A 25590-nucleotide genomic window follows, 5' to 3' on the forward strand; every position below is an offset into this window, starting at 1 on the left:
CTCAGCGCCGCGGCGCCCCCTTGGCGGCAGCCTTCTCGTCCTGACGATCGGATTCGAACAGCCGGGCCAGCTCGGCGCGCGCTTCCTGGGCGGTCTGCATGACCTTGGCTTCATCGTCGTAGATCGCGTGCTGGGCCTGCAGCACCTGTTCGTCATGGCGCTTGAAGCGGCTGATCCGCGCATCGGCCTGGGATTGGCTCAAGCCCAGGCCGACCAGCGTTCGGCGGGTGATTTCCAGGCTCGAGTAGTAGGTTTCGCGAACCGCCTGGGCGCCATGGTCGACCAGCCGGTGCACGTGCTGGCGATTGCGCGCGCGGGCGATGATCTTCACGTGCGGGTACAGGCGGTTGACCAATTCGGCGGTCTTGATGTTGATTTCCGGATCGTCGGTGGCGATGACGAAATACTCGGCCTGCTCGACCTTGGCCGCGCGCAGGATCTCCGGCCGCAGCGGGTCGCCATAGAACACCGGCAGGTGGCCGAAGCTGCGCGAGAACTCGATGGACTCCACCGAGGTGTCCAAGGCTACGAAGCTGATCTTCTGCGCCCGCAGGATCCGCGCAACGATCTGCCCCATCCGGCCCATGCCGGCAATCACCACGCGGGGCGCGTCGCTTTCAATCTCGCGGTAGGCGTCCGGCACTTCCACCGGCGGGGTCTTGACCCGCAGCAGGCGTGCGCACAGCAGCAACAGCAATGGCGTGAGCGCCATCGACAAAGTGATGGTCAGCAGCAAGGTGTCGTACAGGCGCGCGTCGAACAGGCCCTGCTCGCGGCCTATCTTGAACACCACGAAGGCGAACTCGCCGCCGGCGGCCAGCACGATACCCAGGCGTACGGCGCTGAGCCGGCCCAAGCCGCCGGCCAGACGCCCGATCAACACCAGCAACGGCAGCTTGATGCCGATCAACAGCAGCGTCAGCCCCAGCACCAGTGCCGGGCTTTCGATCAGCAGGCCCAGATTGGCGCCCATGCCGACACTGATGAAGAACAGCCCCAGCAGCAGCCCCTTGAACGGCTCGATCTGCGACTCCAACTCGTGCCGGTATTCCGAATCGGCCAGCAGCAAGCCAGCGAGAAAGGCGCCCAGGGCCATGGAGACACCGGCCAGTTCCATCAGCCAGGCGGTGCCGATCACCACCAGCAAGGCCGTGGCGGTGGACACCTCCTGCAGGCCAGTGCGGGCGACGACGCGAAACACCGGACGCAACAGGTAGCGCCCACCGACCACCACCACGGCGATGCTGCCCAGCACCCGCAGGCCGTGATCCAGGGTACTGCCCTCGCCTGCATCGCTGCCACTGCCGGCCAGCAGCGGCACCATGGCGATCAGTGGAATCGCGGCAATGTCCTGGAACAGCAGGATGGCAAAGGCCAGGCGACCGTGGGGAGCGTTCAGTTCCTTGCGTTCGGCCAGGCTTTGCAGGCCGAAGGCAGTGGACGACAAGGCCAGGCCCAGACCCAGCACCACGGCACTGTTCAACGGCTGGCCGAAGCCGAGCAATGCCACCGCGCCGATCACCACTGCGGTCAGCAGCACCTGGGCCAGGCCAACCCCGAACACCGCCTTGCGCATGACCCACAGCCGCTTGGGCGACAGCTCCAGGCCAATGATGAACAGCAGCAGGACTACCCCCAGTTCAGAGATGTGGCTGACGCTCTGTGGGTCGCCGACCCAGCCCAGCACTTGCGGGCCGATGACCACCCCGGCGAACAGATAGCCCAGCACCGCGCCCAATTGCAGGCGTTTGGCCAACGGCACGGCAATCACCGCGGCCAGCAGGAACACCACGGCGGCTTGTAGCATGTTGCCTTCTTCGGGCATGGGGAACTCCTTGTCGGATGTGAAAGTGCGGACCGCGGCAGCATTCTACAGGCGCCGGCGCTCGCTGGCATGGGCGCGGATTGACGGCCCCGCGTCGACATGATTTGCTAGGCGCTTCGTTTTGGGTGCCCTTCACAGGGTGAAACGGGAAACCGGTGAGTGCCAGCTTCGATTGGATGCTGGCGCAAGTCCGGTGCTGCCCCCGCAACGGTAAGCGAGAGAAGTGTCAGATCCACTGCGCCTGTCATGGGTGTGGGAAGGCGACGCTTTCAAGGCTGGCTCATACCGCCCCTCGCAAGCCCGGAGACCGGCCCAGACTGTCTGTGATCGACAAACCCGCGGTGGGCGGGCGCTGTTGCGAGCATGGCGCGCCTGCGCCAGGCTTTCTGCGTGCGCGTGCCCGATTGTCGGAGCCACATACCGTGGAGCCGCCACCGTCGGGACCACCAGAGGGAACGCCATGTCCAGCACCGTCTCAACCAGCCCTGAACACGCCCAAACGCATACCGCCACCCTCGCCCAGCGCATTGCGCTGGCGACTGGTACGTTCCTGCTGGGCTGCTGCCTGGTCGGCTTCGCCGGTTTCTCGCATATCGAAGCCGTGCACAACGCCGCTCACGACACCCGGCACAGCGCCGCCTTTCCGTGCCATTGAGGAATACCGAGATGATCAGGCACATCGTACGTACCGCCGGGTTCAGCGGGCTGCTGGCCGCTTTGTTGTTGACGCTTCTGCAAGCCCTCTGGGTCGCCCCGCTGATCCTTGCGGGTGAAACCTATGAAACACCTGCCGCGCAGCATGAGCATGCCGATGCCGCAGGCGCCGAGCACGAGCACGAGCACGCCGAGGCCTGGGAACCCGAAAACGGCTGGCAGCGCGTGCTGTCCACGGCCGGGGGCAATCTGGTAGTGGCCGTCGGCTTCGCCCTGATGCTGGTCGCGCTCTATACGCTGCGGGCACCCGGTCGCAATGCCCAGGGACTGTTGTGGGGGTTGGGTGGATTCGCGGTGTTCTGCCTGGCGCCGAACCTGGGCCTGCCGCCGGAACTGCCCGGCACGCAGGCGGCAGACCTGGCATCGCGGCAAACCTGGTGGATCGGCACAGCCGCGTCGACAGCTGCGGGCCTGGCGTTGTTGGTGTTCGGCCGCGGCATGCTGCTCAAGGCGCTGGGCCTGGCCATCGTGCTGGTACCGCACCTCATTGGCGCGCCCCAACCCGAACAGCATGCGAGCCTGGCGCCCGAAGCGCTGGAACAGCAGTTCGTGATTGCTTCACTGGTAACCAATGCGGTGTTCTGGCTGGCCCTGGGCCTGATCAGTACCTGGTTGTTTCGCCGAGCCCGTAGCTGAATCCGATGACGGCGCTGTGGGTAGGGTTCGGGTGTCGCCGGGGTTGCAGCGCGCAGGCGCTGCACGAACTGCTGCAACAAACCCTGCTCGAACACCGGCTTGACTGGGCGGATGTGCAGGGGCTGGCCAGTATCGACCTCAAGGCACACGAGCCAGGGCTGCTCCTGCTGGCCGAACGCCTTGGTTTGCCTTTCGCCACCTACAGCGCGCAGGCGCTGGCGCCCTTTGAGGATCGACTCAGCCATCGTTCCGCGCGCTCGTTCGCAGCCACCGCTTGCCACGGTGTTGCCGAAAGCGCCGCCCTGGCCATGGCCGAGCACTGCACGGCGTCTGCGGCGATGCTGCTTGTCAAACGGCGGCACACGACGGTGGCTACCCTGGCCATCGCCAGCATGGTGAGTCAGACCAGCTGCGCTGTGCGTTCAACTTGAATATCATTCACCCCTCCGCCTGTCAGGAATCCCCATGACCGTTTATTTCATCGGCGCCGGACCGGGCGATCCGGAGCTGATCACCGTCAAGGGCCAGCGCCTGATCCGGCGTTGCCCAGTGATCATCTATGCCGGCTCGCTGGTGCCCGACGCGGTGCTCGAAGGGCACACCGCGCACCAGGTGCACAACAGCGCCGAGCTACACCTGCAACAGATCATCGAGCTGATGCGCCAAGCCCATGACCGGGGCGAAGACGTAGCGCGGGTGCACAGCGGCGATCCCGGCCTGTATGGCGCGATCGGCGAGCAGATTCGCTGCCTGCGCGAGCACGGTATCGACTACCAGATCATTCCTGGCGTGACCGCTACGGCTGCTTGCGCAGCGCTGCTGGGCGTGGAGCTGACCCTGCCCGATGTGGCGCAGACGGTGATTCTCACCCGCTATGGCGACAAGTCGCCGATGCCGCCGGGTGAAAGCTTGGGCAGCCTGGCCCGGCACGGCGCGACGTTGGCCATTCACCTGGGTGTGAAGAATCTGGATCGAATCGTCGCCGAGCTACTGCCCAGCTACGGCGCGGATTGCCCGGTTGCCGTGATTCACAAGGCTAGCTGGCCGGATCAGGACTTCGTGCTGGGCACCTTGGCGGATATCCAGCTCAAGGTCGCAGCCAAGGACTTCCGGCGCAGTGCGCTGATTCTCGTGGGGCACGTGCTGCACACGGACAGTTTCGCCGACTCGGCGCTGTACCGTGCGGGCCATGCCCACCTGTACCGTTCTTGAACGACATGGACTGCATGGCTGACTCCACCAAAGTGATCGCTTGCCTGATCTATCCCGGGGTGATGAGCCTGGATGTGACCGGCCCGATGCAGGTGTTCGCCTCGGCCAACGTCGAGCTGGCCCGCCAGGGCCTGGCGCCACTCTACCAATTGCAGCTGCTGGGGGAGGCAGCGGGCGCCGTGGCGACCTCCGCCGGGTTGAAACTGCATGTCGACTCCAGCTGGCTGTCGGTGGACTGCAGCACCCTGGACACGGTGCTGCTGCCCGGCGGCAGCAGCGATGCCGAACAGTGCGCGAACACTGCCCTGCTCGCCTGGTTGCGCGAGGCCGCGCCCACGGTCCGACGCTTGGGTTCGGTATGCTCGGGAGCGCTGATGCTCGCCAGCGCGGGCTTGCTGGACGGCTTGATCGCCACCACTCACTGGGACGATGTCGAGGCCTTGCAGGCCTTTGCCAATGTGCAGGTGCAAGGCGATCGGCTGCACACCTACGATCCCTCGGACAAGGACGGGCACAGCCACATTTTCACCTCGGCAGGCGTCACCGCCGGGATCGACCTGGCGCTGGCGTTGATCGAGGCCGACCTGGGCCGCCCCCTGGCCCTCGCCGTCGCTCGCCGCCTGGTGCTGTTTCTCAAGCGTTCGGGTGGACAGACGCAATTCAGCCCACACCTGGCGCGCTGCAACGGAACGACGTCGAGGCTGACCGAGTTGCTGGAATGGATCGCACTGAACCTGAGCGCCGATCTGTCCCTGGAAGCGCTGGCACACAAGGCCAACATGACGCCGCGGACGTTGTACCGGGTTTTCTTCGCCGAACTGAACATCACGCCGGCGCGGCATATCGAGCGGGTCCGCCTGGAAGCGGCCCGGGCGATGATCCAGGGCGGGCAATTGTCGTTGCAGAGCGTGGCGCGCCTGTGCGGCTATGGCCATGCGGAAAACCTGCGGCGCAGTTTTCAGAAGGTGCTTGGGGTGAGTCCGCAAGGTTACGCCCAGCGCTTCGGCCAGTAGCTGCCCGCATCGTGCTGCTTGGGCGCAGCGAATCGGATGCGGGCCTCGCGCCGTGGCGCGGGGGCAGCCTGCCTAGCTAGTAGTAGGCGTTTTCTTTCTGGGTGTGGTCGGTGACATCACGAACGCCCTTGAGCTCCGGGATGCGCTCGAGCAAGGTGCGCTCGATGCCTTCCTTGAGGGTGACGTCGGCCTGACCGCAACCCTGGCAGCCGCCGCCGAACTGCAGCACGGCAATGCCGTCCTCGACCACGTCGATCAGGCTGACCTGCCCGCCGTGGCTGGCCAGGCCGGGGTTGATCTCGGTTTGCAGATAGTAGTTGATGCGCTCGTTGACGGGGCTGTCCCCGTTGACCATCGGCACCTTGGCGTTGGGCGCCTTGATGGTGAGCTGCCCGCCCATGCGGTCGGTAGCGTAGTCGACCACGGCGTCGTCGAGGAAGGCTTCGCTGACGGCGTCGATCCAGGCGGTGAAGCTTTTCAGGCCCAGGGCGGTGTCTTCCGGCTTTTCTTCACCCGGCTTGCAGTAGGCAATGCACGTCTCTGCGTACTGGGTGCCTGGCTGGGTGATGAACACGCGAATGCCGATCCCGGGCGTGTTCTGCTTGCTCAGCAGATCGGCCAGGTAATCGTGCGCAGCGTCGGTAATCGTTATAGCGCTCATAGTGGTTCCTCACAGACTTGCCAGCAGTTTACGCGAATCCGGCGACGCTGACAAAGCCTGACTGTTTTGGTCGGGAATCACCCCGTACGGGCCATCGAGGTCGAATCCAGGCGAGCGTCGGTCCAGTGCTTGACCCGTTGGTACAGACGCTTCTCGATCCACACGTAGCTGGCCCACGACACCAAGGCGATGGTGGGCACGCAGAACGCAAACACCCAATACGGGTTCAGATGCCAGTGGACGCTGGCCAGCCAACCGGCGTAGAGCACCAGCACGTGCACCAGGTACACCGAATACGAACAGTCGCCCAGGGTCTTTAGCAAGCGGCTGCCACGGAAGTGCGGCTCCATGGCCACGCAAGCCAGGACGATCAGCGCGCTGGGCAAGCCCCAGTGCAACAGCCGGTCGCTGGAATCCAGGTGATAGATCAGCACTGCCGACACGATGATCACGGCCAAGGGTAGCCACAAGCCCTGGGCGATCCAGCCGCGGCGATAGAGCATGCCGATGCCGATGCCCAGCAGGAACTCGTAGATGATGTTGTTCTGATAGAAGCGGCTGACCACCCCATAGCGGCCGAGTACTTCGCTGACCGCGACCAGCGCGGCGGCGACGATCAGCGGGCGGTAACGCTGCGGCACGGTGAACACCAGCGAGAACAGCAGGTAGAAGAACATCTCGTAGTTGAGTGTCCAGCCCACGTTCAGCGTCGGGTACAGGCCGTAGCCACCGGGATTTTCCGAAGGAATGAACAGCAGCGAGAGGATGAAGTGCGGCAGGTCTATCGCGGCATGCGGCAGCCATTGGCCCAGGCTTACCAGCATCAGCCCCATCAAGGCGGTGTACAGCCAATAGGCCGGTACGATGCGAATGACACGGTTGAGCAGGAAGCGCCCTGCGGGCATCTGCTTGTCCTGGGTCGACAGGTAGATGACCAACCCACTGATGACGAAAAAGATATCGACGCCCACCGCGCCTCGGTCAGTGAAGAACTGACCGATGGGGCCAGCGGCATGGAAGTCGAAGAAAATCTGCATGAAGTGATGGCAGACTACGATCCAGGCGGCCAGGGCCCTTAAAGCTTGAAGCGAAATCAGCATGCGTACCGCCTTTTGAAACGAGAATTCGCGCCCCTTTTCAGGGCATTCCGAGGGGTGGGACTGCAAAAATCTCGAAAAGGTCGCGACACGCGTCAATGACTGACCGGCTGCAAGTTTCTTCCGGGGCCTTGTGCAAGGGACTGGAAAGGCACGAGCCCGGCGTTCCGAACATGAGTGAAATTCATGGCAATCCTTGTGATGATCAAATAGCGCACAGGTTTGCTATCATCCGCCACCTGTCACAGTGTCCGAATTTTCTGAAAGAGTGGTTCCCATGTCCGACCGCAGTGCTCGCCTTCAAGCCCTCCAGCAAGCCCTCAAAGAGCGCATCCTGATTCTCGACGGCGGCATGGGCACGATGATCCAGAGCTACAAGCTCGAGGAAGAGGATTATCGGGGTGAGCGCTTCGCCGATTGGCCAAGCGACGTCAAGGGCAACAACGACCTGTTGCTGCTCAGCCGCCCGGATGTGATCGCCGCCATCGAGAAGGCCTACCTGGACGCGGGCGCCGACATTCTGGAAACCAACACCTTCAATGCCACCCAGGTGTCCCAGGCCGACTACGGCATGGAGTCGCTGGTGTACGAGCTCAACGTTGAAGGTGCGCGGGTGGCCCGTCGCGTCGCCGACGCCAAGACCCTGGAAACCCCGGACAAACCGCGCTTCGTCGCCGGCGTGCTGGGCCCGACCAGTCGCACCTGCTCGCTGTCCCCCGATGTCAACAACCCCGGCTACCGCAACGTCACCTTCGACGAGCTGGTGGAAAACTACACCGAAGCCACCAAAGGCCTGATCGAGGGCGGCGCCGACCTGATCCTGATCGAGACCATCTTCGACACCCTCAACGCCAAGGCGGCGATCTTCGCCGTGCAGGGGGTGTACGAGGAACTGGGCTTCGAATTGCCGATCATGATTTCCGGGACCATCACCGATGCGTCCGGTCGCACCCTGTCCGGGCAGACCACCGAGGCCTTCTGGAACTCGGTAAGCCATGCCAGGCCGATCTCGGTAGGCCTGAACTGCGCGCTGGGTGCCAGCGAGCTGCGCCCCTACCTGGAAGAGCTGTCGAACAAGGCCGGGACCTACGTTTCGGCGCACCCCAACGCGGGCTTGCCGAACGCCTTCGGTGAATACGACGAGCTGCCTTCGGAAACCGCGAAGATCATCGAAGAGTTTGCCCAGAGCGGCTTTCTCAACATCGTCGGTGGCTGCTGCGGCACCACCCCGGGGCATATCGAAGCCATCGCCAAGGCAGTGGCCGGCTATGAGCCGCGGGCGATCCCGGACATTCCCAAAGCCTGCCGGTTGTCGGGTCTGGAGCCGTTCACCATCGACCGTCAGTCGTTGTTCGTCAACGTCGGCGAGCGCACCAACATCACCGGCTCCGCGCGCTTCGCGCGGCTGATCCGCGAGGACAACTACACCGAGGCCCTGGAAGTCGCCCTGCAGCAGGTGGAAGCCGGCGCGCAGGTGATCGACATCAACATGGACGAGGGCATGCTCGACTCGCAGAAGGCGATGGTCACCTTCCTCAACCTGATCGCTGGCGAGCCGGACATCTCGCGGGTGCCGATCATGATCGACTCCTCCAAGTGGGAAGTGATCGAAGCCGGGCTCAAGTGCATCCAGGGCAAGGGCATCGTCAACTCGATCAGCATGAAGGAAGGCGTGGAGGCCTTCATCCATCACGCCAAGCTGTGCAAGCGCTACGGCGCGGCGGTGGTGGTCATGGCCTTCGACGAGGCTGGCCAGGCCGACACCGAGGCGCGCAAGAAGGAAATCTGCAAGCGCTCCTACGACATTCTGGTCGACCAGGTCGGCTTCCCCCCGGAAGACATCATCTTCGACCCGAACATCTTTGCCGTGGCCACCGGCATCGAAGAACACAACAACTATGCCGTCGACTTCATCAATGCCTGCGCCTACATCCGCGACGAGTTACCCCATGCATTGACCAGCGGCGGCGTGTCCAACGTGTCGTTCTCGTTCCGTAGCAACAATCCGGTGCGCGAGGCGATCCATTCGGTGTTCTTGCTGCATGCCATCCGTAACGGCCTGACCATGGGTATCGTCAACGCCGGCCAGTTGGAGATCTATGACCAGATCCCGGCCGAGCTGCGTGACCGTGTCGAGGACGTGGTGCTCAACCGCACCCCGGAAGGCACCGACGCCCTGCTGGCCATCGCCGACAAGTTCAAGGGCGACGGCAGCGTCAAGGAAGCCGAGACCGAAGAATGGCGCGGCTGGCCGGTCAACCAGCGTCTGGAACATGCGTTGGTCAAGGGCATCACCACGCACATCGTCGAAGACACCGAGGAGTCGCGACAGTCGTTCAAGCGCCCGATCGAGGTCATCGAAGGCCCGTTGATGTCGGGCATGAACATCGTTGGCGACCTGTTCGGCTCGGGCAAGATGTTCCTGCCCCAGGTGGTCAAGTCGGCGCGCGTGATGAAGCAGGCCGTGGCCCACCTGATTCCGTTCATCGAGCTGGAGAAAGGCGACAAGCCCGAAGCCAAGGGCAAGATCCTGATGGCCACGGTGAAAGGCGACGTCCACGATATCGGCAAGAACATCGTTGGCGTGGTGCTGGGCTGCAATGGCTACGACATCGTCGACCTGGGCGTCATGGTGCCCGCCGACAAGATCCTGCAGGTCGCGCGCGAGCAGAAGTGCGACATCATCGGCCTGTCCGGCCTGATCACCCCTTCGCTCGACGAGATGGTTCACGTCGCGCGGGAAATGCAGCGCCAGGACTTCCACCTGCCGCTGATGATCGGTGGGGCCACCACCTCCAAGGCGCACACGGCGGTGAAGATCGAGCCCAAGTACAGCAACGACGCGGTCATCTATGTGACCGACGCCTCGCGGGCGGTGGGGGTTGCCACCCAGTTGCTGTCCAAGGAACTCAAGCCGGCGTTCGTCGAGAAGACTCGCCTGGAATACATCGAGGTTCGCGAGCGTACGGCCAACCGCAGTGCGCGCACCGAGCGCTTGAGCTATACCAACGCCATCGCGGCCAAGGCCACCTTCGACTGGAGTACCTACCACCCCGTGCAGCCGACCTTTACCGGCGCCAGGGTACTGGATGACATCGACCTGAACGTACTGGCCGAGTACATCGACTGGACACCGTTTTTCATATCCTGGGACCTGGCCGGCAAGTACCCGCGCATTCTCACCGACGAGGTGGTGGGTGAAGCGGCCACCGCGTTGTTCGAGGACGCGAAGGTGATGCTGCGCAAGCTGATCGACGAGAAACTCATCCGCGCCCGCGCGGTGTTCGGTTTCTGGCCCGCCAACCAGGTGGAACACGACGATATCGAAGTGTATGGCGACGATGGCCAGCCGCTGGCGCGCCTGCATCACCTGCGCCAACAGACCATCAAGACCGATGGCAAGCCGAACTTTTCCCTGGCCGACTTCGTCGCACCCAGGGACAGTGGCGTGACCGACTACGTGGGGGGCTTCATCACCACCGCTGGCATCGGCGCCGAAGAAGTCGCCAAGGCCTATCAGGACAACGGCGACGACTACAACTCGATCATGGTCAAGGCCTTGGCCGACCGCCTGGCCGAGGCCTGCGCCGAGTGGTTGCACCAGCAGGTGCGCAAGGAGCATTGGGGCTACGACCCCGAAGAGACACTGGACAACGAGGCGTTGATCAAGGAGCAGTACAAAGGCATCCGCCCTGCCCCTGGCTACCCCGCGTGCCCGGACCATACCGAGAAAGGCACGCTGTTCGACCTGCTCGATGACAACGGGCAAAGCGGCGTGACCCTGACCGAGCACTACGCGATGTTCCCCGCGGCTGCGGTCAGCGGCTGGTACTTCGCCCACCCACAGGCGCAGTACTTTGCCGTGGGCAAGGTCGATCGCGATCAGGTGCAGGCCTACACCGAACGCAAGAAACAGGAGCTGGCAGTCAGCGAACGCTGGCTGGCGCCGAACCTGGGTTATGACAACTAACGCAGATTCCGTGGCGGGTACGGGTTCAGCCGCGACTGAACCAGTACACCGCCGTCGCCACGATCACAACGATCATGAAGCCTATGGCCCAGGCATCGACATGGCTGTCGCTTTTGCGAATCTTCACGGAATTGCTCATCAGCTTCGTCTCTTGTGATTTTTGTAGGACGCTGGTTCCAGTAAAGCCCAACGATGGCCTTTTCACAAGTAGGGTCAATGCCTCACCAGGCGCAACCGAACACCCTCTTGAGTTCTTCGACGGCTGCCTGGCTCAAGGGCGCAGGTCGTGGCTCGGTCATCAGCCACAGCCGGGCGGTTTCCTCCAGCTCTTCCAATGCATGGCTGGCCTTTGACACCGAGCTTTCCCAGACAACCGGGCCCAGCCGTTCCAGCATGACTCCCCTCACCTGATCGGCCAGTGCGGCAACTTGCGTCGCCACGTCGGGCGAGCCTGGACGCTGGTAATGGATCAACGGGATGCGGCCCACCTTCATGACCTGATAAGGCGTGAGCGGCGGCAAAATGTCCTGCGCGCTCCACACCCCAGCCAAAGTGAGGGCCACCAGATGAGTGGAGTGGGTGTGGACCACGCCGTTGACTCCTGGGTTTCGGTCGTAAACTTGCCGGTGCAGGGCCAGGGTCTTGGAAGGTTTGTCACCGCTGACCCATTCACCCGCCGTGGTGACCTTGGCAATGGCGTGGGGCTGCAGCCTTCCGAGACAGGCATCGGTAGGGGTGATCAGCCAACCGTCGTCGAGGCGGGCACTGATGTTGCCGGCGCTGCCGACGGTATAACCACGCCCGAACAGGCTCAGGCCGACTTCACAGATTTCTTCGCGCAGCTCGTTTTCATTTCTCACGAAAAATCTCCCGCCAGGCAAGCCAGCGCCTTGGCAAAAAAGTCCACGCTGCCAAAGTTGCCTGACTTGAGCGTCAGCGCAAGCGCATTGGAGCCGCCAAAGGCTACGGTAGCCGGCACGCCAGGATCGATCTGCCGGCCGATACGCAAGCCTTTGACGCGCAACGCCTGCACCACAGAACCGGAAGTTTCCCCGCCCGCGATGACGAACCGGCGCCAGCCCTTGCCTTGCAGTTGTGTTGCGACCTCGCCCAGCGCCGCTTCGATCATGGCGCCTGCGTGTTCGGCACCCAACTCCCGTTGCACGGCAGCCACTCGCTCGGGGCTGCTGGTGGCGTAGATCAGCACCGCTGGGTCACGGTCGGCGAACGCTACAGCCTGGGCTACGACCGGTTCGCCTCGTGCGATTGCAAGGGGGTCGATGCGAAAGGCCGGGCGACCTGCTTCCAGCCAGGCAGCGACCTGCCCGTTGGTAGCCTTGGAGGTACTGCCTGCCAACACCACGGCACGGCCTTCGATGACCGGCATGGCGGATGCGTCGCCTGTGCGCAACAGGCCCTGGCGGCGGAAGTTCTCCGGCAGGCCCTGAGCGACGCCCGAGCCGCCGGTGATCAACGCCAGCCCGGCGCAGGCACGCCCCAGCGTCTGTAGATCGTCGTCACTCACGGCATCGGCAATGGCCACGCGCACGCCTTCGGCTCGCAGTTCGTCCATACGCATGGCCACCGCAGAGGCGCCCTGCCCAACCACGTCGTAGCGCAGCAGACCCACCGCGCCGGTGGTCTGCTCGTCCAGCACGCGGACCAGGTTGGCATCTTTCATCGGTGTGAGCGGGTGGTGCTGCATGCCGCATTCATTGAGCAGGCTGTCCTGAACGAACAGATGACCGCGGAACAGGGTGCGGCCGGTCTCCGGGAACGCCGGACAGGCGATGGTGAAATCGCTGCCGAGGGCTTCCAGGAGTGCCTCGGTGACCGGGCCAATGTTGCCCGCTGCGGTCGAATCGAACGTCGAGCAGTATTTGAAGAAGAACTGTTGGCAGCCACGCTCGCGCAGCCACGCCAGCGCCCGCAACGATTCGGCTACGGCGCTGGCCGCCGACGTGGTACGGGATTTTAGAGCAATGACGACGGCATCCGCCTCGGCGAACTCGGCCAGATCACTGTCTGGAACGCCAATCGATTGCACCGTGCGCATGCCGCCGCGCACCAGGATGTTGGCGAGATCGGTAGCACCGGTGAAGTCGTCGGCAATGCAGCCGAGCAGCGGGCGATGGACAGCGGTCATGAGTGGCATCTCCTGCACAGGTCACCGTGGCGGGCACGGCGCATGTTAATTATTGGTTCATCTGAGCGATTCAATGACCCAATACTACAAGCGAAAGCAAGCTTAGTGTTAATCCATGTTAAATAAATTGACCTTAATGTGAAAACCGCACTATCGTGCTGTCACTCGGGAGCTACGAATCCATAACAAATATTGTTCATCCGGTGGTCGCTGCCGATTTTCCCTTCACCGAGGACGAACCATGAATTTCGAATTGCTGTTCGCTGCACAAGCCGGCCAGGCCGTACGTTACGCACTCACCGGCGCCAAGGGTGGTTTCTCGCGCACCTTGCTGGCCCAGACGCAACTGATGCCCAACCTGGTCCCCGCCGTTCTGTGCGACCTGGACGTGCCCGGCCTGCATGGGTTGTGCGTCGAACTAGGCTTTGCCGCAGAACAGCTGTACATCTGCAAGGATGCGGCGGCGGTTGCCAGCGCACCGTCCGATGCCATTGTGCTGGTCGCCGACGTCGCCCTGCTGCAGGCTGCCCGCTACGACATCCTGGTGGAAGCCACCGGCAACCCCGCGATTGGCTACCAGGTCGCCCGGCGCGCCATCGAGGACGGTCGTCACGTCGCCATGGTCAGCAAGGAAGTGGACTCGGTTGCGGGTATCGCCCTGTCCCGCCTTGCCGCACAACACGATGTGGTCTACACCACCGCCGACGGCGATCAGCCGGCCAACCTGATCGGCTGGGTCAGCTGGGCGCGTGTGCTCAAGCTGGACATCGTCGCAGCGGGCAAGTCCAGTGAATACGATCTGGTGTTCAACCCCGAGGACGGCAGCATCACCCAGCTTGATACCACCATTTCCACGCCAGCCATGGGCGAATTGCTGCGCCTGGGCGATGACATTCCAGCCACCCTTGCAGCACGCCGCGCCGCCTTGAATGGCCTGAAGACGTCCGCCACCGCCGACTATTGCGAAATGTCGGTGGTGGCTACCAACACCGGCCTGGTGCCGGACGTGGAACTGCTGCACTACCCGATTGCTCGTACCAGCGAACTGGCCGACATCTACGCCTTGCGCGAAGACGGTGGTGTGCTGGGTCGCAGCGGCGTGATCGAGGTGTTCAACGTGCTGCGTCTACCCGACGAGGCGAGCTTTGCCGGGGGTGTGTTCGTGATCATCCGCACCCACGACAAACCGACCTGGGAATTGCTCGCGCAGAAAGGCCACGTGGTCAGCCGTAACGGACGTTACGCCTGCCTGTACCTGCCCTACCACTTCATGGGTGTGGAAACGCCGATCACCCTGCTCAACGCTGTGCTGCACAAACGTGCGTCGGGCACCGACAAACCGAGCCAGTCGACCATTCTGGCCGGACGCGCCACGATCGATATCGCCGCAGGCACCGTGCTGAAAATGGGTGGCCACCACCACGACGTCACCGGTGTGCAGGCCGTGCTGATCGGGCGTTCGGATGCCCCCGACGATATCGCTCCGTTGTACCTGGCAGCCCACGCCACCGCCGCGCGGGACATCAAAGCCGGCGAGTTGCTGCTGATGAGTGACATCGGGCAGTACAACGATGAACTGCACCGCGCCTGGCAGACCGGCCTGCAATCGGCCTGATCGCACAGCGGCTTTCAGCCGATACCGGTGCCCGACACGGGCACCGACGTCCACTTCACAGGTTCCATAAAAACATGAATAGCGAACTGCTGATTTTCGCGATGGCCGCCGGCGCCATCGTGGTGTTGATCCTGCTCATCACCAAGCTCAAGCTCAACCCGTTCCTGGCCCTGACCCTTACCGCGATCGGCCTTGGCCTGCTCAGTGGTGCGGGCGCCGGCGAGACCATCGACAGCTTCGCCAAGGGCTTCGGCTCGGCGCTGGCCAAGACCGGCCCGGTGATCGGCCTGGGTACGCTGCTGGGCGGTATCCTGCTGGGCTCGGGTGGCGCCGACCGCATCGCCAATGCCTTTATCGGCCAGCGTCCGGTGCAGTACGCGCCCTGGGCGATCTGCGCCGCCGCCTTGCTGATCGGCATGCCGCACCTGTTCGACGTCAGCTTCATCATGCTGGCCCCGCTGGTCTATACGGTGGCAAAGCGCACCAATAGCCATCTGCTTTACATAGGTCTGCCCCTGGCCGCCGGCCTGTACGTGTCTCACGGTCTGCTGCCGCCGCACCCGGCCCCGACGCTGGCGGTCGCAGCGTTCCATGCCAATACCGGACTGACCATCTTTTATGGCCTGCTGATCGCCGTACCCACGGCGATCATCTGCGGCCCGATCTTCACCCGCCTGATCAGCCCCTGGTTCGGCCCGGCGCCCGACCTCAGCGCAGGCCCAGTGGGCGCGCGGGAAGTCAGCCCGGATCAAAACCAGGTGTCGCTGCTGTCATCGATCATCGCCGTGCTGCTGCCGCCCGGCTTGATGCTGGTTGGCACCCTGGGCTTGGCCTTCAGCGTCAAGGGCTCGATGGCCTACGGGGTATTCAACGCCCTGAACAACCCGATCCTGTCGTTGTTGATCGCGGTCATCTTTGCCTTCTTCGCCTTGGGCCTGCGTGCCGGATTCAACCTGGGCCAGGTGCAGAAGATGGCCAGCCAGGGCCTGGCACCGCTGGGCGCGATCGTGATGATTCTGGGCGCTGGCGGTGGCTTCAAGGAAATGCTCACTACCATTCACCTGGATGCACTGATCACTCACCATGCTTCTGGCTGGGCGGTCAATCCGCTGATTCTAAGCTGGGGTATCGCGGCACTGCTGCGCATCTGCGTCGGTTCTGCGACAGTCGCCACCGTCGCTGCCACCGGGATCGTCGCGCCCCTGGCACTAGCCTATCCGGGCCTGTCACCGGAGCTGTTGGTACTGGCCACCGCCTCGGGTGCCGTGATGCTCTCCCACGTCAATGACTCGGGTTTCTGGCTGTTCAAGGAGTACTTCCAACTCAGTGTGGCTCAGACCTTCCGCACCTGGACCCTGATGCTGTGCCTGCAATCAGTGATCGGTTTGATCGGCGTTCTATTGATCGAAGCGGTGATTCGCTAAGATGGCCGCCTGACCATCTGCCTGCACGCCCCGGAGCCTGAATGCCCACCGACGAGGACCTCGCCATCACTGGCGCCGCACCGATGATTCCCGACCAGCGCCGGGAACAGATCCTGCGCCAGTTGCGCAAGCACCAGGTGCTCAGCGTGCACCAACTGACGGAAATGTTCGATTGCTCGCACATGACCGTGCGCCGCGATATCAGTGTGTTGGAGCAGGAAGGCCGCGCCTACTCGGTGCCCGGTGGCGTGCGCATTGCCAGCCAGTTGCACAGCGAACCCAGCCATCAGTCCAAGGCGGTCGCCGAGCAGCCGCAGAAACAGGCGATGGCAAGGCTCGCCGCAGGTTTGTTACACGATGACATGACGGTGTATCTGGATGCTGGCACTAGCACACTGGAGGTTGTTCCGCATATCGCGGCCCTCTCGGGCATGACCGTGGTGACCAACGACTTCGGCATCGTTCATGCTCTGGCCGAAGCGCTACATGTGGACGTGATTCATACCGGCGGCCTGCTCGACCATCCCAACCGCTCGTGCGTGGGTGGTTTGGCAGTGGCCACATTGCGCCAGCTGGCGACCGATATTGCCTTCATGTCCACCAGTTCCTGGGACCTGCAACGGGGCATCACCACGCCTTCGGCGCTCAAGGTCGAGGTCAAGCAGGTGGCGATGCAGTCGGCGTCTCAGCGGGTGCTCATCACCAGCAGTTCCAAATACGGTACGTTCGGGATGTACAAGATCGCCGGGCTCGAGCAGTTCGATGTGGTCATCAGCGACAGCGAGTTGACTGACGTGGCAGCCGAGGCGATCCGCAAGCTGGGCGTGGAAGTACTGTTGGCCCAAGAGTGACGATACGGGTAGATGGAACTCCACTGCCTGACAGCGGCCACAATTGCACACAATTCCTGCGGGAAGTACCTGCCATGAACGACACCTTCGATCTGAACCGCTTCATCGACGCCCAACGCGCGGTGTACTCCGATGTCCTCGAAGAATTGCGCAGCGGCCGCAAGCGCACTCACTGGATGTGGTTCGTCTTTCCCCAACTGGCGGGCCTGGGGCGGAGCGAGACGGCGCGTTTCTATGCGATCAGCGGCGCTGCCGAAGCAGTGGCCTATCTGCACGATCCGTTACTGGGCGCTCGGCTTCTGGAGTGCACACGGACCGTGCTCGAGCATTCAGGCAAGAGCGTGACAGCCATGTTCGGCAGTCCCGATGATATGAAACTGCGTTCATGCATGACCTTGTTTGCCAGCGTCGCACCTGAGCAGGCGTGCTTCCAGCAACTGCTCGACCGGTTCTTCAACGGTGAGCCCGACGAGAAAACCGTTGCGCTGCTGGAACAGCCCCTGTAGCAGCGGCGCGAGCCGCGTCATGGCCACTGTGGTGTGCCTGACGCAGCGCGGCGAACCGGGACGCGGCTTGCGCCGCTGCTACAGGGATTCGTGCAAGCCGCGCCATCTGCGATGACGCGGCTTGCGTTGTGGTTGTAGCAGCGTCGTGTTGTGTCGAAGAGTTGCAAATAATCGATAGCCTGCTTTGCTTTAACCAACGTTCCCTGTCCGAGGGGACCTCAAGCGCACGCCTGCGAACGAGCCCATGACCGAGTCTGCCCACCCTACCCCTTCGTCGTCCATCAACCTGCAAATCATCTCCATCGTCTTCTACACCTTCATTGCCTTCATCTCCATCGGGCTGCCGATTGCCGTGTTGCCGGGTTACGTTCACGATCAGCTGGGCTTCAGCGCCGTAGCGGCTGGCGTGGTGATCGGCGCGCAGTACCTGGCCACCCTGCTCAGCCGCCCGAGTGCCGGGCGTATGGCCGATGCCCTGGGCACCAAACGTACCATCGTCTACGGCTTGATCGGTATCGGTATCAGCGGCGCGCTGACCTTCGTATCCGTGTTCCTGCACAGCGTGCCGCAGTGGAGCCTGGGGGTGTTGATCGCCGGGCGTGTGGTCCTCGGACTGTCCCAGGGTGCAATCGGCGTGGGCACCAGCAGCTGGGGCATCAGCCGCGTCGGCGCCGAACACATGGCCAAGGTGATTTCCTGGAATGGCATCGCCTCCTATGGCGCAATCGCCATCGGCGCGCCGCTGGGCGTGCTGATGGTGGGGTTCGCCGGCTTCTGGACCTTGGGCATCGCCCTGATGCTATTGAGCGCGCTGGCGCTGTGGATGATCCACGATACGCCTGCCGCGCCCGTGGTGCGTGGCGAACGCATGCCGTTCTGGGCGGCCTTCGGCCGGGTCGCACCGCACGGGATGAGCCTGATGCTGGCGTCGATCGGCTACGGCACCCTCACCACGTTCATCACCCTCTACTACGTGGAGCGCGGCTGGGAAGGCGCGGCCTGGTGCCTGACCGCCTTCGGCATCAGCTTCATTGCGGCGCGCCTGGTGTTCATCAACAGCATCAATCACCTGGGCGGCTCGACGGTGGCCATGGCCTGTATCGCCACGGAGGTGGTCGGGTTGAGCCTGCTCTGGCTCGCGCCCTCGCCGACCTTCACGCTCGCGGGTGCAGCGCTGGCCGGTTTGGGGTTGTCGCTGGTCTATCCAGCGCTGGGGGTGCTGGCCATCCACAAGGTACCGGGCACCAGCCGCGGTGCAGGCTTGAGCGCCTTCGCGGTGTTCTTCGATTTGGCCCTGGCGATTGCCGGACCGGTGATGGGCGCAGTAGCGGCCGGATTCGGCTATGGATCGATTTTCGCTCTGGCCGCCGGGCTGTCCCTGGCGGCACTGGGGCTCACTGCGTGGCTGTCGCGCCAGGATCAGTGATCGGCGGTCTGCAGGCCCGCGCGTGAAGGCCGACCCAGGGTGTGCGTGAAGAACTTGCCGGCTTCGTGGATCAGGTCGCGGTGGATACCTTCACGGTCCACGCCGTCGGCATCGGTACACAGGGCCGGCGAGGAGTCGCGTTGCTCGTCCGTGCATGGCGCCATGAAAACAAAGTGACCGGCGCCGGGGAGCAGTCGATAGTCCGTGTTTCCCGGCAGCTTGCGCGCCAGCGCCTCGGCATTCTTGTCGATGGCCACCAGTTGATCGTTATCGCCGCTGTAGATCAGGGTTGGCAAATGGACTTCAGCCAGGGTCTGGCGACCGAACATCAGGCTCAACGGCGCCATCAACAACAGCGCGCGTACCCGTGGGTCGGCTTCGGGGTTCAGGTCGTCGCGGTCGGCTTCCAGTTCACCACGGGTCTGGCAGGCATCGGCGTCGTAGGGCCGCTCTTCGCAGTACTTGCGCAAGCGCTGCAGGTCGGGGCGCGCGCCGGAGAGGATCAATGCCGTCTCGCCACCTGCGGAATAGCCGATCACCCCAACTGCGTTGGCATTGACGAAAGGCGACAACATCGAATCGCCCAACGCTGCGCTGATCGCCTGGGAGATCTGCAGTGGCCGCCCGTACAGATTGCTGAGCTTGCCCAAACGGCTGTGATCCTGGGCGTTGTCACCCGGATGGACCACCGCCACCACCACGAAGCCCTTGCGCGTCAGTGCAGTGATCAGATCGTGCAAGGCCAAGGGGGTGCCGGTGTTGCCGTGGGACAGCATCAGCAGCGGGAAGCGACCGATGGCGATCGGGGCATCCTGCTGCGCGTCGATGCTGTAGCCGCCCAATCGGGCCGGATGCGTACGTCCCTGGGTGGGGTAGAAGGCATAGGCTTGCATGGGCTGGTCGTCGAGCGGGTCGTTGAAGGTCAGCAGGTGATAACCCACGTTCCAGCGGGCATGGGGAAGCGCTTGAGCCTGCACCGAAAACAGGCTCAACAGCAGCAGAAAAACCAATACTGCACAACGACGGACCATCGCGGCGCTCTTCCTTGGCAAAACCTCGGGGGTAGGTTCTGACACAGCATAGGATGGGCCAAGTCACACGCCGGTTCCGTGAAATATTACGCAGGCGCGGCTGAAAACCCTCCACTGACCGCAACCAGAGTCTGCTCGGCTGAACCCTCGTCCGCGGTCCGGCTCTATGAAGGTACCCCTGAAGTGTTGCCGGCCACTGCTCCCAGAGCCTTGGCTGCGCTTCGCCCCCATGAAAAGGATTCCAGCATGAACACTCGAAAGGCCCTTGCCACGCGCACCTCGTTGACGTGCCTTGCCGCCCTCGCCATCGCGGGCTGCGCCGGCAATAACAGCGCATCCAAGGTGGACGCGCCCGGCGCGCCGGCCACGGCGCTGACCAAGACCCTGGACGCTGGCGCCAACGCGCTGCAGTCGCGCCCACCCATCGATGAGTTGAACGCCTACCTGGACGGCTTTCATTTCTACAATGGACACCCCGGCGCGCAGATGGAAGCCCATCACTATTGCGCCATCCTCAATGAAGAAGTGATTCAGTGCGTCATTTATGACGGTAACGTCAAGGATGCAAAACTGATGGGCGTCGAATACATCATCAGCGCCGGGCTCTTCGCCAAACTGCCCACGGCCGAGAAAGCGTTGTGGCACAGCCACGTCCACGAAGTGAAGTCCGGCCAACTGATAGCGCCGGGCATTCCCGCGCCGGCCGAACATGCCCTGATGGAAAAACTGGTGAGCACCTACGGCAAGACCTGGCATACCTGGCACACCGATCTGGACAAGCAGCTGCCCTTGGGCGTACCGCAACTGATGATGGGTTTCACCGCTGATGGTCAGATCGATCCGGCGCTGGTGCGCGAGCGCGACAAACGCTTCGGTGTCGACAGCGACAGCAAGAAAGCGGCCCGCGCCGATATCCCCGCGCCGGCGATAGACCCAGGCGCCGACGCCTGGAGCAAGGGTCGCGTCGTCCAGATCCAGGATCCCACCGGCAGTCGTCACGCGCATTGAGCCTGCAAGTGCAGAGCCGGGCGTCAGAACGTGATACCCAGGTGCTGTCCGGCAAAAATGACCTGATCGAACCAGAACGCCTGGTGAAGCGCGACGATCAGCCAGAACACCAGTTGATAGGACACCTTGCGCGTCTTGTGCCGGAACAGTTGCTGGGCGAGCAGCGCACCCGGCCAGCCGCCGAGCAGCTCGACGCCGTGCAGCAGTCTTTCCGGAATGCGCTGGCCCTGCACCGTGGCGCGGCGCTTGTCATGCCAGTACAACCCGACCGCAAGCAGACTCATCAGGGCATAGACTGCCAGCAGCACCGGGTGCCCGGCCAGTACCAGGCGCAATACGCCCAGGAACGGCAACAGGCATAGCAGGATGAAGGCCGTAAGTTTCAGCGCCAGGAATCGCACGGGACGCTGCTGCCCGCCGCGCAGCGGTGACGGCGCCCGGCGCGACGCCGGTTCAGCCCTGCGCACTGGACCAGTCGATCCAGCCGAACTGCCAGGTGGCCAGGATGATCAGGCCGAAGGCGATGCGGTACCAGGCGAACACCGCGTAGCTATGGGTGGCGATGAACTTGAGCAGGCCGCGCACTGCGATCATCGCGAAGATGAACGAGACCACGAAGCCCAGCGCAAACACCGGGAAGTCCGCTGGCTGAAACAGATGGTGGAACTTGTAGCCGGAGTACACCGCGGCGCCGACCATGGTCGGCATGGCCAGGAAAAACGAGAACTCGGTGGCCGTCTTGCGCGACAGACCGAACAGCAGGCCACCGATGATGGTCGAGCCCGAGCGCGAAGTGCCGGGAATCATCGCCAGGCATTGGGCAAAGCCGACCTTGAGCGCATCGCTCCAGTGCATGTCATCGACGTGGTGAACCCGCACGGCATGTTCGCGCTTCTCGGCCCACAGCATGACGAAGCCGCCAAGCACCAGCGCCACGGCCACGGTGATGGGGTTGAACAGGTATTCGTGGATCTTGTCGGCGAATATCACCCCCAGCACCACTGCAGGCAGAAAGCCGATCAGCAGGTTGATGGTGAAGCGCTGCGCATTGCGCTGGGTCGGCAAGCCGGTGACGACTTCGAGGATCTTGCGGCGAAACTCCCACACTACGGCCAGTATCGCACCCAGCTGGATGATGATATTGAAGGCCATCGCCCGCTCGCCTCCGAAGCCGATCAGGTCGGCCACGATGATCTGATGGCCCGTGCTGGAGATAGGCAGGAACTCGGTCAAGCCTTCCACGATGCCCAGAATCAACGCCTGCATGGCGGTCCAAAAATCCATCATTCCCCCAATTGGACGCGCGCCTGGCGCGGTCCTGTCTGTTTAATAGAACTCATTGCCGTCGGGCCCCGCGATGCTATCAGAGCAGGTCGTGCAAATCCGCATGCCGGCGCCGTCGAGCGTTGATTGAGTTGAAGTTTCATCTTTACGGCAGGTCCACGGCACGCAACGCGCGCCGCGAGTGTGGCGCAGGTTACAATCCCGGCCTTCGATGCATTGCATGCACCTGCCAGGGATTGTCCATGTCGCCTTTGGAATTGTTCGCCGCCACGCTGGGCGTGATCGCGGTGTGGTTGACCGTCAAGCAGAATTGGCTGTGCTGGCCGATCGGCCTGGTCATGGTACTGATCTATTCGTATGTGTTTTATGACTACAAGCTGTACTCCAACATGCTGTTGCAGGTGGTGTACGCGGGCGTGCAGGTGTACGGGTGGTGGCACTGGACCCGTGGTGCATCGACGGCCAATGGTCGACCGGTCACGCGCCTGGCACCAGCGCCGCTGCTCGGCGGTTTGCTCATCGGCCTGGTCGCAGGGCTTGCGCTGGGAGCGGCGATGGCCACCTGGAGCGACGCCAGCCAGCCGTGGCTGGACGCCCTGCTGACCGGCTTCAGCCTGGTCGCACAGTGGTGGATGGCCACCAAGCGCGAGCAGTGCTGGCCGCTGTGGATCGTCCTCGATGCGATTTTCGTCGGCTTGTTCGTGCATCAGGCGCTGTACCTGACGGCAGGGTTGTACGCACTGTTCCTGCTGCTGGCCATTCATGGCTGGCACCAGTGGCGCAAGAGCGTGGCGGTGGCCGCATGAAGGTCGTGGTGCTGTGCGGGCCCGAATCGTCGGGCAAGAGCTGGCTGGCCGAACGCATGCGGGTGCAACTGGGTGCGGTGGTGGTGGGCGAATACGTGCGCCACTTCATCGGCCGCGAACAGCGTGATACCTGCTACGCCGACATCGACGCCATCGCTCGCGGCCAATTGGCCTGGGAAGATGCCGCCCGCCGCGCGCAACCGGCGTTGCTGGTGCTCGACACCCACTTGCTGAGCAATATGCTCTGGAGTGAGACCTTGTTCGGCAACTGCCCGGCGTGGCTGGAAACGGCGCTGCTGCAACGGCACTACGACGCGCATTTGCTGCTCTCGCCAGAGGGCGTGGAATGGACTGCCGATGGCCAGCGCTGTCAACCCGAGCTGTCCCAGCGCCAGGCCTTCTTTGCCCAAAGCTGGGCCTGGCTGCTGGCCCACGCGCTGCCTTGCACCGTCATCAGCGGAGATTGGCAAGCGCGTGAAACACAGGTGCTGGCGAGCATTCGGCATGTTCTGGATCAACCCTAGCATGCGTCAGCGCATGTGGTGTTTGTGCAGCAGGCGATACAGCGTCGGGCGCGACACGCCAAGCACCCTGGCCGCCGTGCTCAGGTTGCCGCCATGGCGCAGCAGCACGTCGCCCAGCGCCTGACGCTCGGCGCGGTGCTTGTAATCCTGCAGCGTCCCCAAAGGCGCAGCGACCAGGGTCTCGGTGCCCAGCCCCAGGTCCCCGGCTTCGATCTGGTTGCCGTGGGCCAGTGCCTGGGCCTGGCGAACCCGGGTGGACAACTCGCGGACATTGCCCGGCCAGTCATGCTCGCCCATGGCAATCAGCGCCTCCTGGCTGAACGGGCGATGGCGCCGACCGTTCTCGCGGCTGTAGCGTTGGGCGAAATGATTGGCCAGCATGGCCAGGTCGCCGTAGCGTTCGCGCAACGGTACCGCGACGATCTCCAGCACGTTGAGCCGGTAATAGAGATCTTCACGCAGCTGCCCCTTGCGCATGGCGCCTGCCAGGTCGCTGTCGCTGGTGGCCACCACGCGCACGTCCACCTCGCCTGAGCCCTTGCGCTGCAGAAACCGCAGCAGTTGCTCCTGGATGTCCAGCGGCAAGCCATGCACCTGCTCGAGCAGCAAGGTACCGCGATGGGCGGCTTGCAGCACGCTGCCGGACAACGGGTGCACATTGGTCTCGCCACAGCCAGGCGCGAAGAGTGGCGTCTGGCCCGGGCGGTGGGCACGGGCCTGGCAGTCGAAGACGATGAAGGGCTGCAGTCGGCGCGCAGACTGCTGGTGCAATGCGCGGGCGATCAACTGCTTGCCGGTACCCGCTTCACCCCGGATCAAGACCGGGGAATCGGTGGTCGAGAATTTGTTGATGAGCTTGTACAAGTCGCGCATGGGCTGACTATCGCCCAACAGTCCGCAAGGCTCGCAGGGGTAGGCGTTCGAATTCACAGGCATGGCCTTTCCTTGCTGGGACGTGTTCGGGAAAATACATCAAAAACAGCGGCTTGCAAGTTGTGCCAAAACGGTAACGGAAAATTGACGTTTAACCCCTTCGCGCTGGTCATGGATCGTCGTCGCGCGACATTGGCGCGTCAGCGATACGTCTCGCGGAGCCCGCGCGACGCCGGTGTACAATCGCCGTTTTTCGGTATCGGCAAGGATGAGCATGAACGCGTTCGATTGGCACCGTGTGCTGCTGGGTGATGTCAACACGGGGTTTCTGGGCGAGGTGGTCGCGCGTACGCTCATGGCCTATGTGGTGGTCTTCCTGTTTCTGAAAATCGCCGGACGGCGGGGGGTGCGCCAGCTGTCGCTGTTCGAGCTGGTGGTGATCCTGACCCTGGGCTCGGCGGCTGGCGATGTGACCTTCTACGAGGACGTACCCGTATTGCCCGTGCTGGTGGTGTTCCTGGCGATGATCATCTTGTATCGCCTCACCACCTTTTTGACCGAGCGCAGCGGCCGCTTTGGCGAATGGTTGGAGGGCAAGCCGTTTCTGATCATTCGCGACGGTGTGTTCGAGCTCAAGGCGCTGCAGAGCGGCAACATCACCCACGCCGAGTTCCTGATGGAACTGCGCCTTCGCGGCGTCGAGCACCTGGGCCAGGTGCGGCTGGGTATCCTCGAGGTGAATGGTGACGTCAGCCTGTACTTCCACGAACGCGAGGATGTAAAGCCTGGGTTGTCGATCCTCCCGCCCGAGCATCGGGAGTCGCTGACCAAGGCCGATCGCGAGGACCTGTATGCCTGCGAGTATTGCGGCCACCTGGAAACCCTGGTTCACCAGCAGGCCCTGCCCTGCCCGCGTTGCGACAATCCGGTGTGGAGCAAGGCGCTCTGCAATCCACGGGCGGCCTGAG

The 25590-nt window shown here is 63.3% G+C and carries 24 protein-coding genes and 1 riboswitch; of the genes, 15 read left to right on the top strand and 9 right to left on the bottom strand.

Features of this window, described 5'->3' with window-relative positions; genetic code table 11:
• Nucleotide 1 precedes the first annotated feature (1 nt).
• Nucleotides 2-1825, bottom strand: a complete 1824-nt coding sequence (locus IFT76_RS00450; protein WP_192057085.1) for a monovalent cation:proton antiporter-2 (CPA2) family protein — start codon at nucleotides 1823-1825, stop codon at nucleotides 2-4.
• Between the two features lie 106 nt (nucleotides 1826-1931).
• Nucleotides 1932-2155, top strand: a riboswitch (cobalamin riboswitch).
• Nucleotides 2156-2285: 130 nt separating this feature from the next.
• On the opposite strand from IFT76_RS00450, the gene IFT76_RS00455 reads away from it, so the two are divergent.
• The 5 genes from IFT76_RS00455 to IFT76_RS00475 are packed head-to-tail and all read left to right on the top strand — an operon-like array spanning nucleotide 2286 to nucleotide 5400.
• Nucleotides 2286-2480: a CbtB domain-containing protein gene (locus IFT76_RS00455; RefSeq protein ID WP_122478101.1), complete on the top strand. Its 195-nt coding sequence runs from the start codon at nucleotides 2286-2288 to the stop codon at nucleotides 2478-2480.
• Nucleotides 2481-2491: 11 nt separating this feature from the next.
• Nucleotides 2492-3175 carry a CbtA family protein gene (locus IFT76_RS00460; protein ID WP_192057086.1) on the top strand — a complete coding sequence of 228 codons (684 nt, stop codon included), beginning with the start codon at nucleotides 2492-2494 and terminating at the stop codon, nucleotides 3173-3175.
• A gap of 5 nt (nucleotides 3176-3180) precedes the next feature.
• Nucleotides 3181-3606 (top strand): cobalamin biosynthesis protein, encoded by a 426-nt coding sequence (locus IFT76_RS00465; RefSeq protein WP_192057087.1) that lies wholly within the window; start codon nucleotides 3181-3183, stop codon nucleotides 3604-3606.
• 34 nt (nucleotides 3607-3640) lie between these two features.
• A complete protein-coding gene (gene cobM, locus IFT76_RS00470) occupies nucleotides 3641-4387 on the top strand; it encodes a precorrin-4 C(11)-methyltransferase (protein WP_122478107.1) in 747 nt (248 codons plus the stop codon).
• Nucleotides 4388-4401: 14 nt separating this feature from the next.
• Nucleotides 4402-5400 (top strand): GlxA family transcriptional regulator, encoded by a 999-nt coding sequence (locus IFT76_RS00475; protein WP_192057088.1) that lies wholly within the window; start codon nucleotides 4402-4404, stop codon nucleotides 5398-5400.
• A 76-nt stretch (nucleotides 5401-5476) separates the two neighbouring features.
• On the opposite strand, the gene nfuA is transcribed toward IFT76_RS00475, so the two are convergent.
• Together nfuA and IFT76_RS00485 are read right to left on the bottom strand one after the other, a co-directional pair.
• Nucleotides 5477-6061: a Fe-S biogenesis protein NfuA gene (nfuA, locus tag IFT76_RS00480; RefSeq protein WP_122715364.1), complete on the bottom strand. Its 585-nt coding sequence runs from the start codon at nucleotides 6059-6061 to the stop codon at nucleotides 5477-5479.
• Between the two features lie 77 nt (nucleotides 6062-6138).
• Nucleotides 6139-7161: an acyltransferase family protein gene (locus IFT76_RS00485; RefSeq protein ID WP_185793344.1), complete on the bottom strand. Its 1023-nt coding sequence runs from the start codon at nucleotides 7159-7161 to the stop codon at nucleotides 6139-6141.
• 274 nt (nucleotides 7162-7435) lie between these two features.
• Between IFT76_RS00485 and metH the strand changes: the two genes are divergently transcribed.
• A complete protein-coding gene (gene metH, locus IFT76_RS00490; protein WP_192057089.1) occupies nucleotides 7436-11128 on the top strand; it encodes a methionine synthase in 3693 nt (1230 codons plus the stop codon).
• 221 nt (nucleotides 11129-11349) lie between these two features.
• Here metH and otnC read toward each other — a convergent pair whose 3' ends face one another.
• Together otnC and otnK are read right to left on the bottom strand one after the other, a co-directional pair.
• The gene (gene otnC, locus IFT76_RS00495) at nucleotides 11350-11988 is read right to left on the bottom strand and encodes a 3-oxo-tetronate 4-phosphate decarboxylase (RefSeq protein WP_192057090.1); all 639 of its coding nucleotides are present in this window, start codon (nucleotides 11986-11988) and stop codon (nucleotides 11350-11352) included.
• Complete coding sequence (otnK, locus tag IFT76_RS00500) at nucleotides 11985-13274, bottom strand: 3-oxo-tetronate kinase (protein WP_192057091.1); 1290 nt, start codon at nucleotides 13272-13274, stop codon at nucleotides 11985-11987. Before otnK ends, otnC begins: the two co-directional genes overlap by 4 nt.
• Before the next feature lie 241 nt (nucleotides 13275-13515).
• Here otnK and IFT76_RS00505 point away from each other — a divergent pair, with 241 nt between their 5' ends.
• From IFT76_RS00505 to IFT76_RS00525, 5 genes are all read left to right on the top strand, one after another.
• Nucleotides 13516-14889: a homoserine dehydrogenase gene (locus tag IFT76_RS00505; protein WP_192057092.1), complete on the top strand. Its 1374-nt coding sequence runs from the start codon at nucleotides 13516-13518 to the stop codon at nucleotides 14887-14889.
• Nucleotides 14890-14963: 74 nt separating this feature from the next.
• The gene (locus IFT76_RS00510) at nucleotides 14964-16313 is read left to right on the top strand and encodes a GntT/GntP/DsdX family permease (protein ID WP_185793349.1); all 1350 of its coding nucleotides are present in this window, start codon (nucleotides 14964-14966) and stop codon (nucleotides 16311-16313) included.
• A 41-nt stretch (nucleotides 16314-16354) separates the two neighbouring features.
• Complete coding sequence (locus IFT76_RS00515; protein ID WP_185793350.1) at nucleotides 16355-17164, top strand: DeoR/GlpR family DNA-binding transcription regulator; 810 nt, start codon at nucleotides 16355-16357, stop codon at nucleotides 17162-17164.
• 74 nt (nucleotides 17165-17238) lie between these two features.
• A complete protein-coding gene (locus tag IFT76_RS00520; RefSeq protein ID WP_192057093.1) occupies nucleotides 17239-17670 on the top strand; it encodes a DUF1810 domain-containing protein in 432 nt (143 codons plus the stop codon).
• A gap of 244 nt (nucleotides 17671-17914) precedes the next feature.
• The gene (locus IFT76_RS00525) at nucleotides 17915-19096 is read left to right on the top strand and encodes an MFS transporter (RefSeq protein WP_185793352.1); all 1182 of its coding nucleotides are present in this window, start codon (nucleotides 17915-17917) and stop codon (nucleotides 19094-19096) included.
• On the opposite strand, the gene IFT76_RS00530 is transcribed toward IFT76_RS00525, so the two are convergent.
• On the bottom strand, nucleotides 19090-20127 hold the full coding sequence (locus tag IFT76_RS00530) for an alpha/beta hydrolase family protein (protein ID WP_192057094.1): 1038 nt from the start codon (nucleotides 20125-20127) through the stop codon (nucleotides 19090-19092). The genes IFT76_RS00525 and IFT76_RS00530 overlap by 7 nt on opposite strands.
• Before the next feature lie 246 nt (nucleotides 20128-20373).
• On the opposite strand from IFT76_RS00530, the gene IFT76_RS00535 reads away from it, so the two are divergent.
• Nucleotides 20374-21135, top strand: a complete 762-nt coding sequence (locus tag IFT76_RS00535) for an OBAP family protein (protein ID WP_192057095.1) — start codon at nucleotides 20374-20376, stop codon at nucleotides 21133-21135.
• A 23-nt stretch (nucleotides 21136-21158) separates the two neighbouring features.
• On the opposite strand, the gene IFT76_RS00540 is transcribed toward IFT76_RS00535, so the two are convergent.
• Both IFT76_RS00540 and IFT76_RS00545 read right to left on the bottom strand, forming a co-directional pair.
• On the bottom strand, nucleotides 21159-21602 hold the full coding sequence (locus IFT76_RS00540; protein WP_446731087.1) for a DUF1294 domain-containing protein: 444 nt from the start codon (nucleotides 21600-21602) through the stop codon (nucleotides 21159-21161).
• Complete coding sequence (locus tag IFT76_RS00545; RefSeq protein WP_122478277.1) at nucleotides 21589-22419, bottom strand: undecaprenyl-diphosphate phosphatase; 831 nt, start codon at nucleotides 22417-22419, stop codon at nucleotides 21589-21591. Before IFT76_RS00545 ends, IFT76_RS00540 begins: the two co-directional genes overlap by 14 nt.
• Nucleotides 22420-22661: 242 nt before the next feature.
• Between IFT76_RS00545 and pnuC the strand changes: the two genes are divergently transcribed.
• Both pnuC and IFT76_RS00555 read left to right on the top strand, forming a co-directional pair.
• The gene (pnuC, locus tag IFT76_RS00550) at nucleotides 22662-23225 is read left to right on the top strand and encodes a nicotinamide riboside transporter PnuC (RefSeq protein WP_192057097.1); all 564 of its coding nucleotides are present in this window, start codon (nucleotides 22662-22664) and stop codon (nucleotides 23223-23225) included.
• Nucleotides 23222-23749 (top strand): AAA family ATPase, encoded by a 528-nt coding sequence (locus IFT76_RS00555; RefSeq protein ID WP_192057098.1) that lies wholly within the window; start codon nucleotides 23222-23224, stop codon nucleotides 23747-23749. Before pnuC ends, IFT76_RS00555 begins: the two co-directional genes overlap by 4 nt.
• A 6-nt stretch (nucleotides 23750-23755) precedes the next feature.
• On the opposite strand, the gene IFT76_RS00560 is transcribed toward IFT76_RS00555, so the two are convergent.
• The gene (locus tag IFT76_RS00560; protein ID WP_192056073.1) at nucleotides 23756-24685 is read right to left on the bottom strand and encodes a sigma 54-interacting transcriptional regulator; all 930 of its coding nucleotides are present in this window, start codon (nucleotides 24683-24685) and stop codon (nucleotides 23756-23758) included.
• A gap of 211 nt (nucleotides 24686-24896) precedes the next feature.
• Here IFT76_RS00560 and IFT76_RS00565 point away from each other — a divergent pair, with 211 nt between their 5' ends.
• Nucleotides 24897-25589 carry a DUF421 domain-containing protein gene (locus tag IFT76_RS00565; RefSeq protein ID WP_192057099.1) on the top strand — a complete coding sequence of 231 codons (693 nt, stop codon included), beginning with the start codon at nucleotides 24897-24899 and terminating at the stop codon, nucleotides 25587-25589.
• The last annotated feature ends 1 nt before the right edge of the window (nucleotide 25590 follow it).

It is taken from the genome of Pseudomonas sp. CFBP 13727 (assembly GCF_014841915.1).
Lineage (GTDB): Bacteria > Pseudomonadota > Gammaproteobacteria > Pseudomonadales > Pseudomonadaceae > Aquipseudomonas > Aquipseudomonas baltica.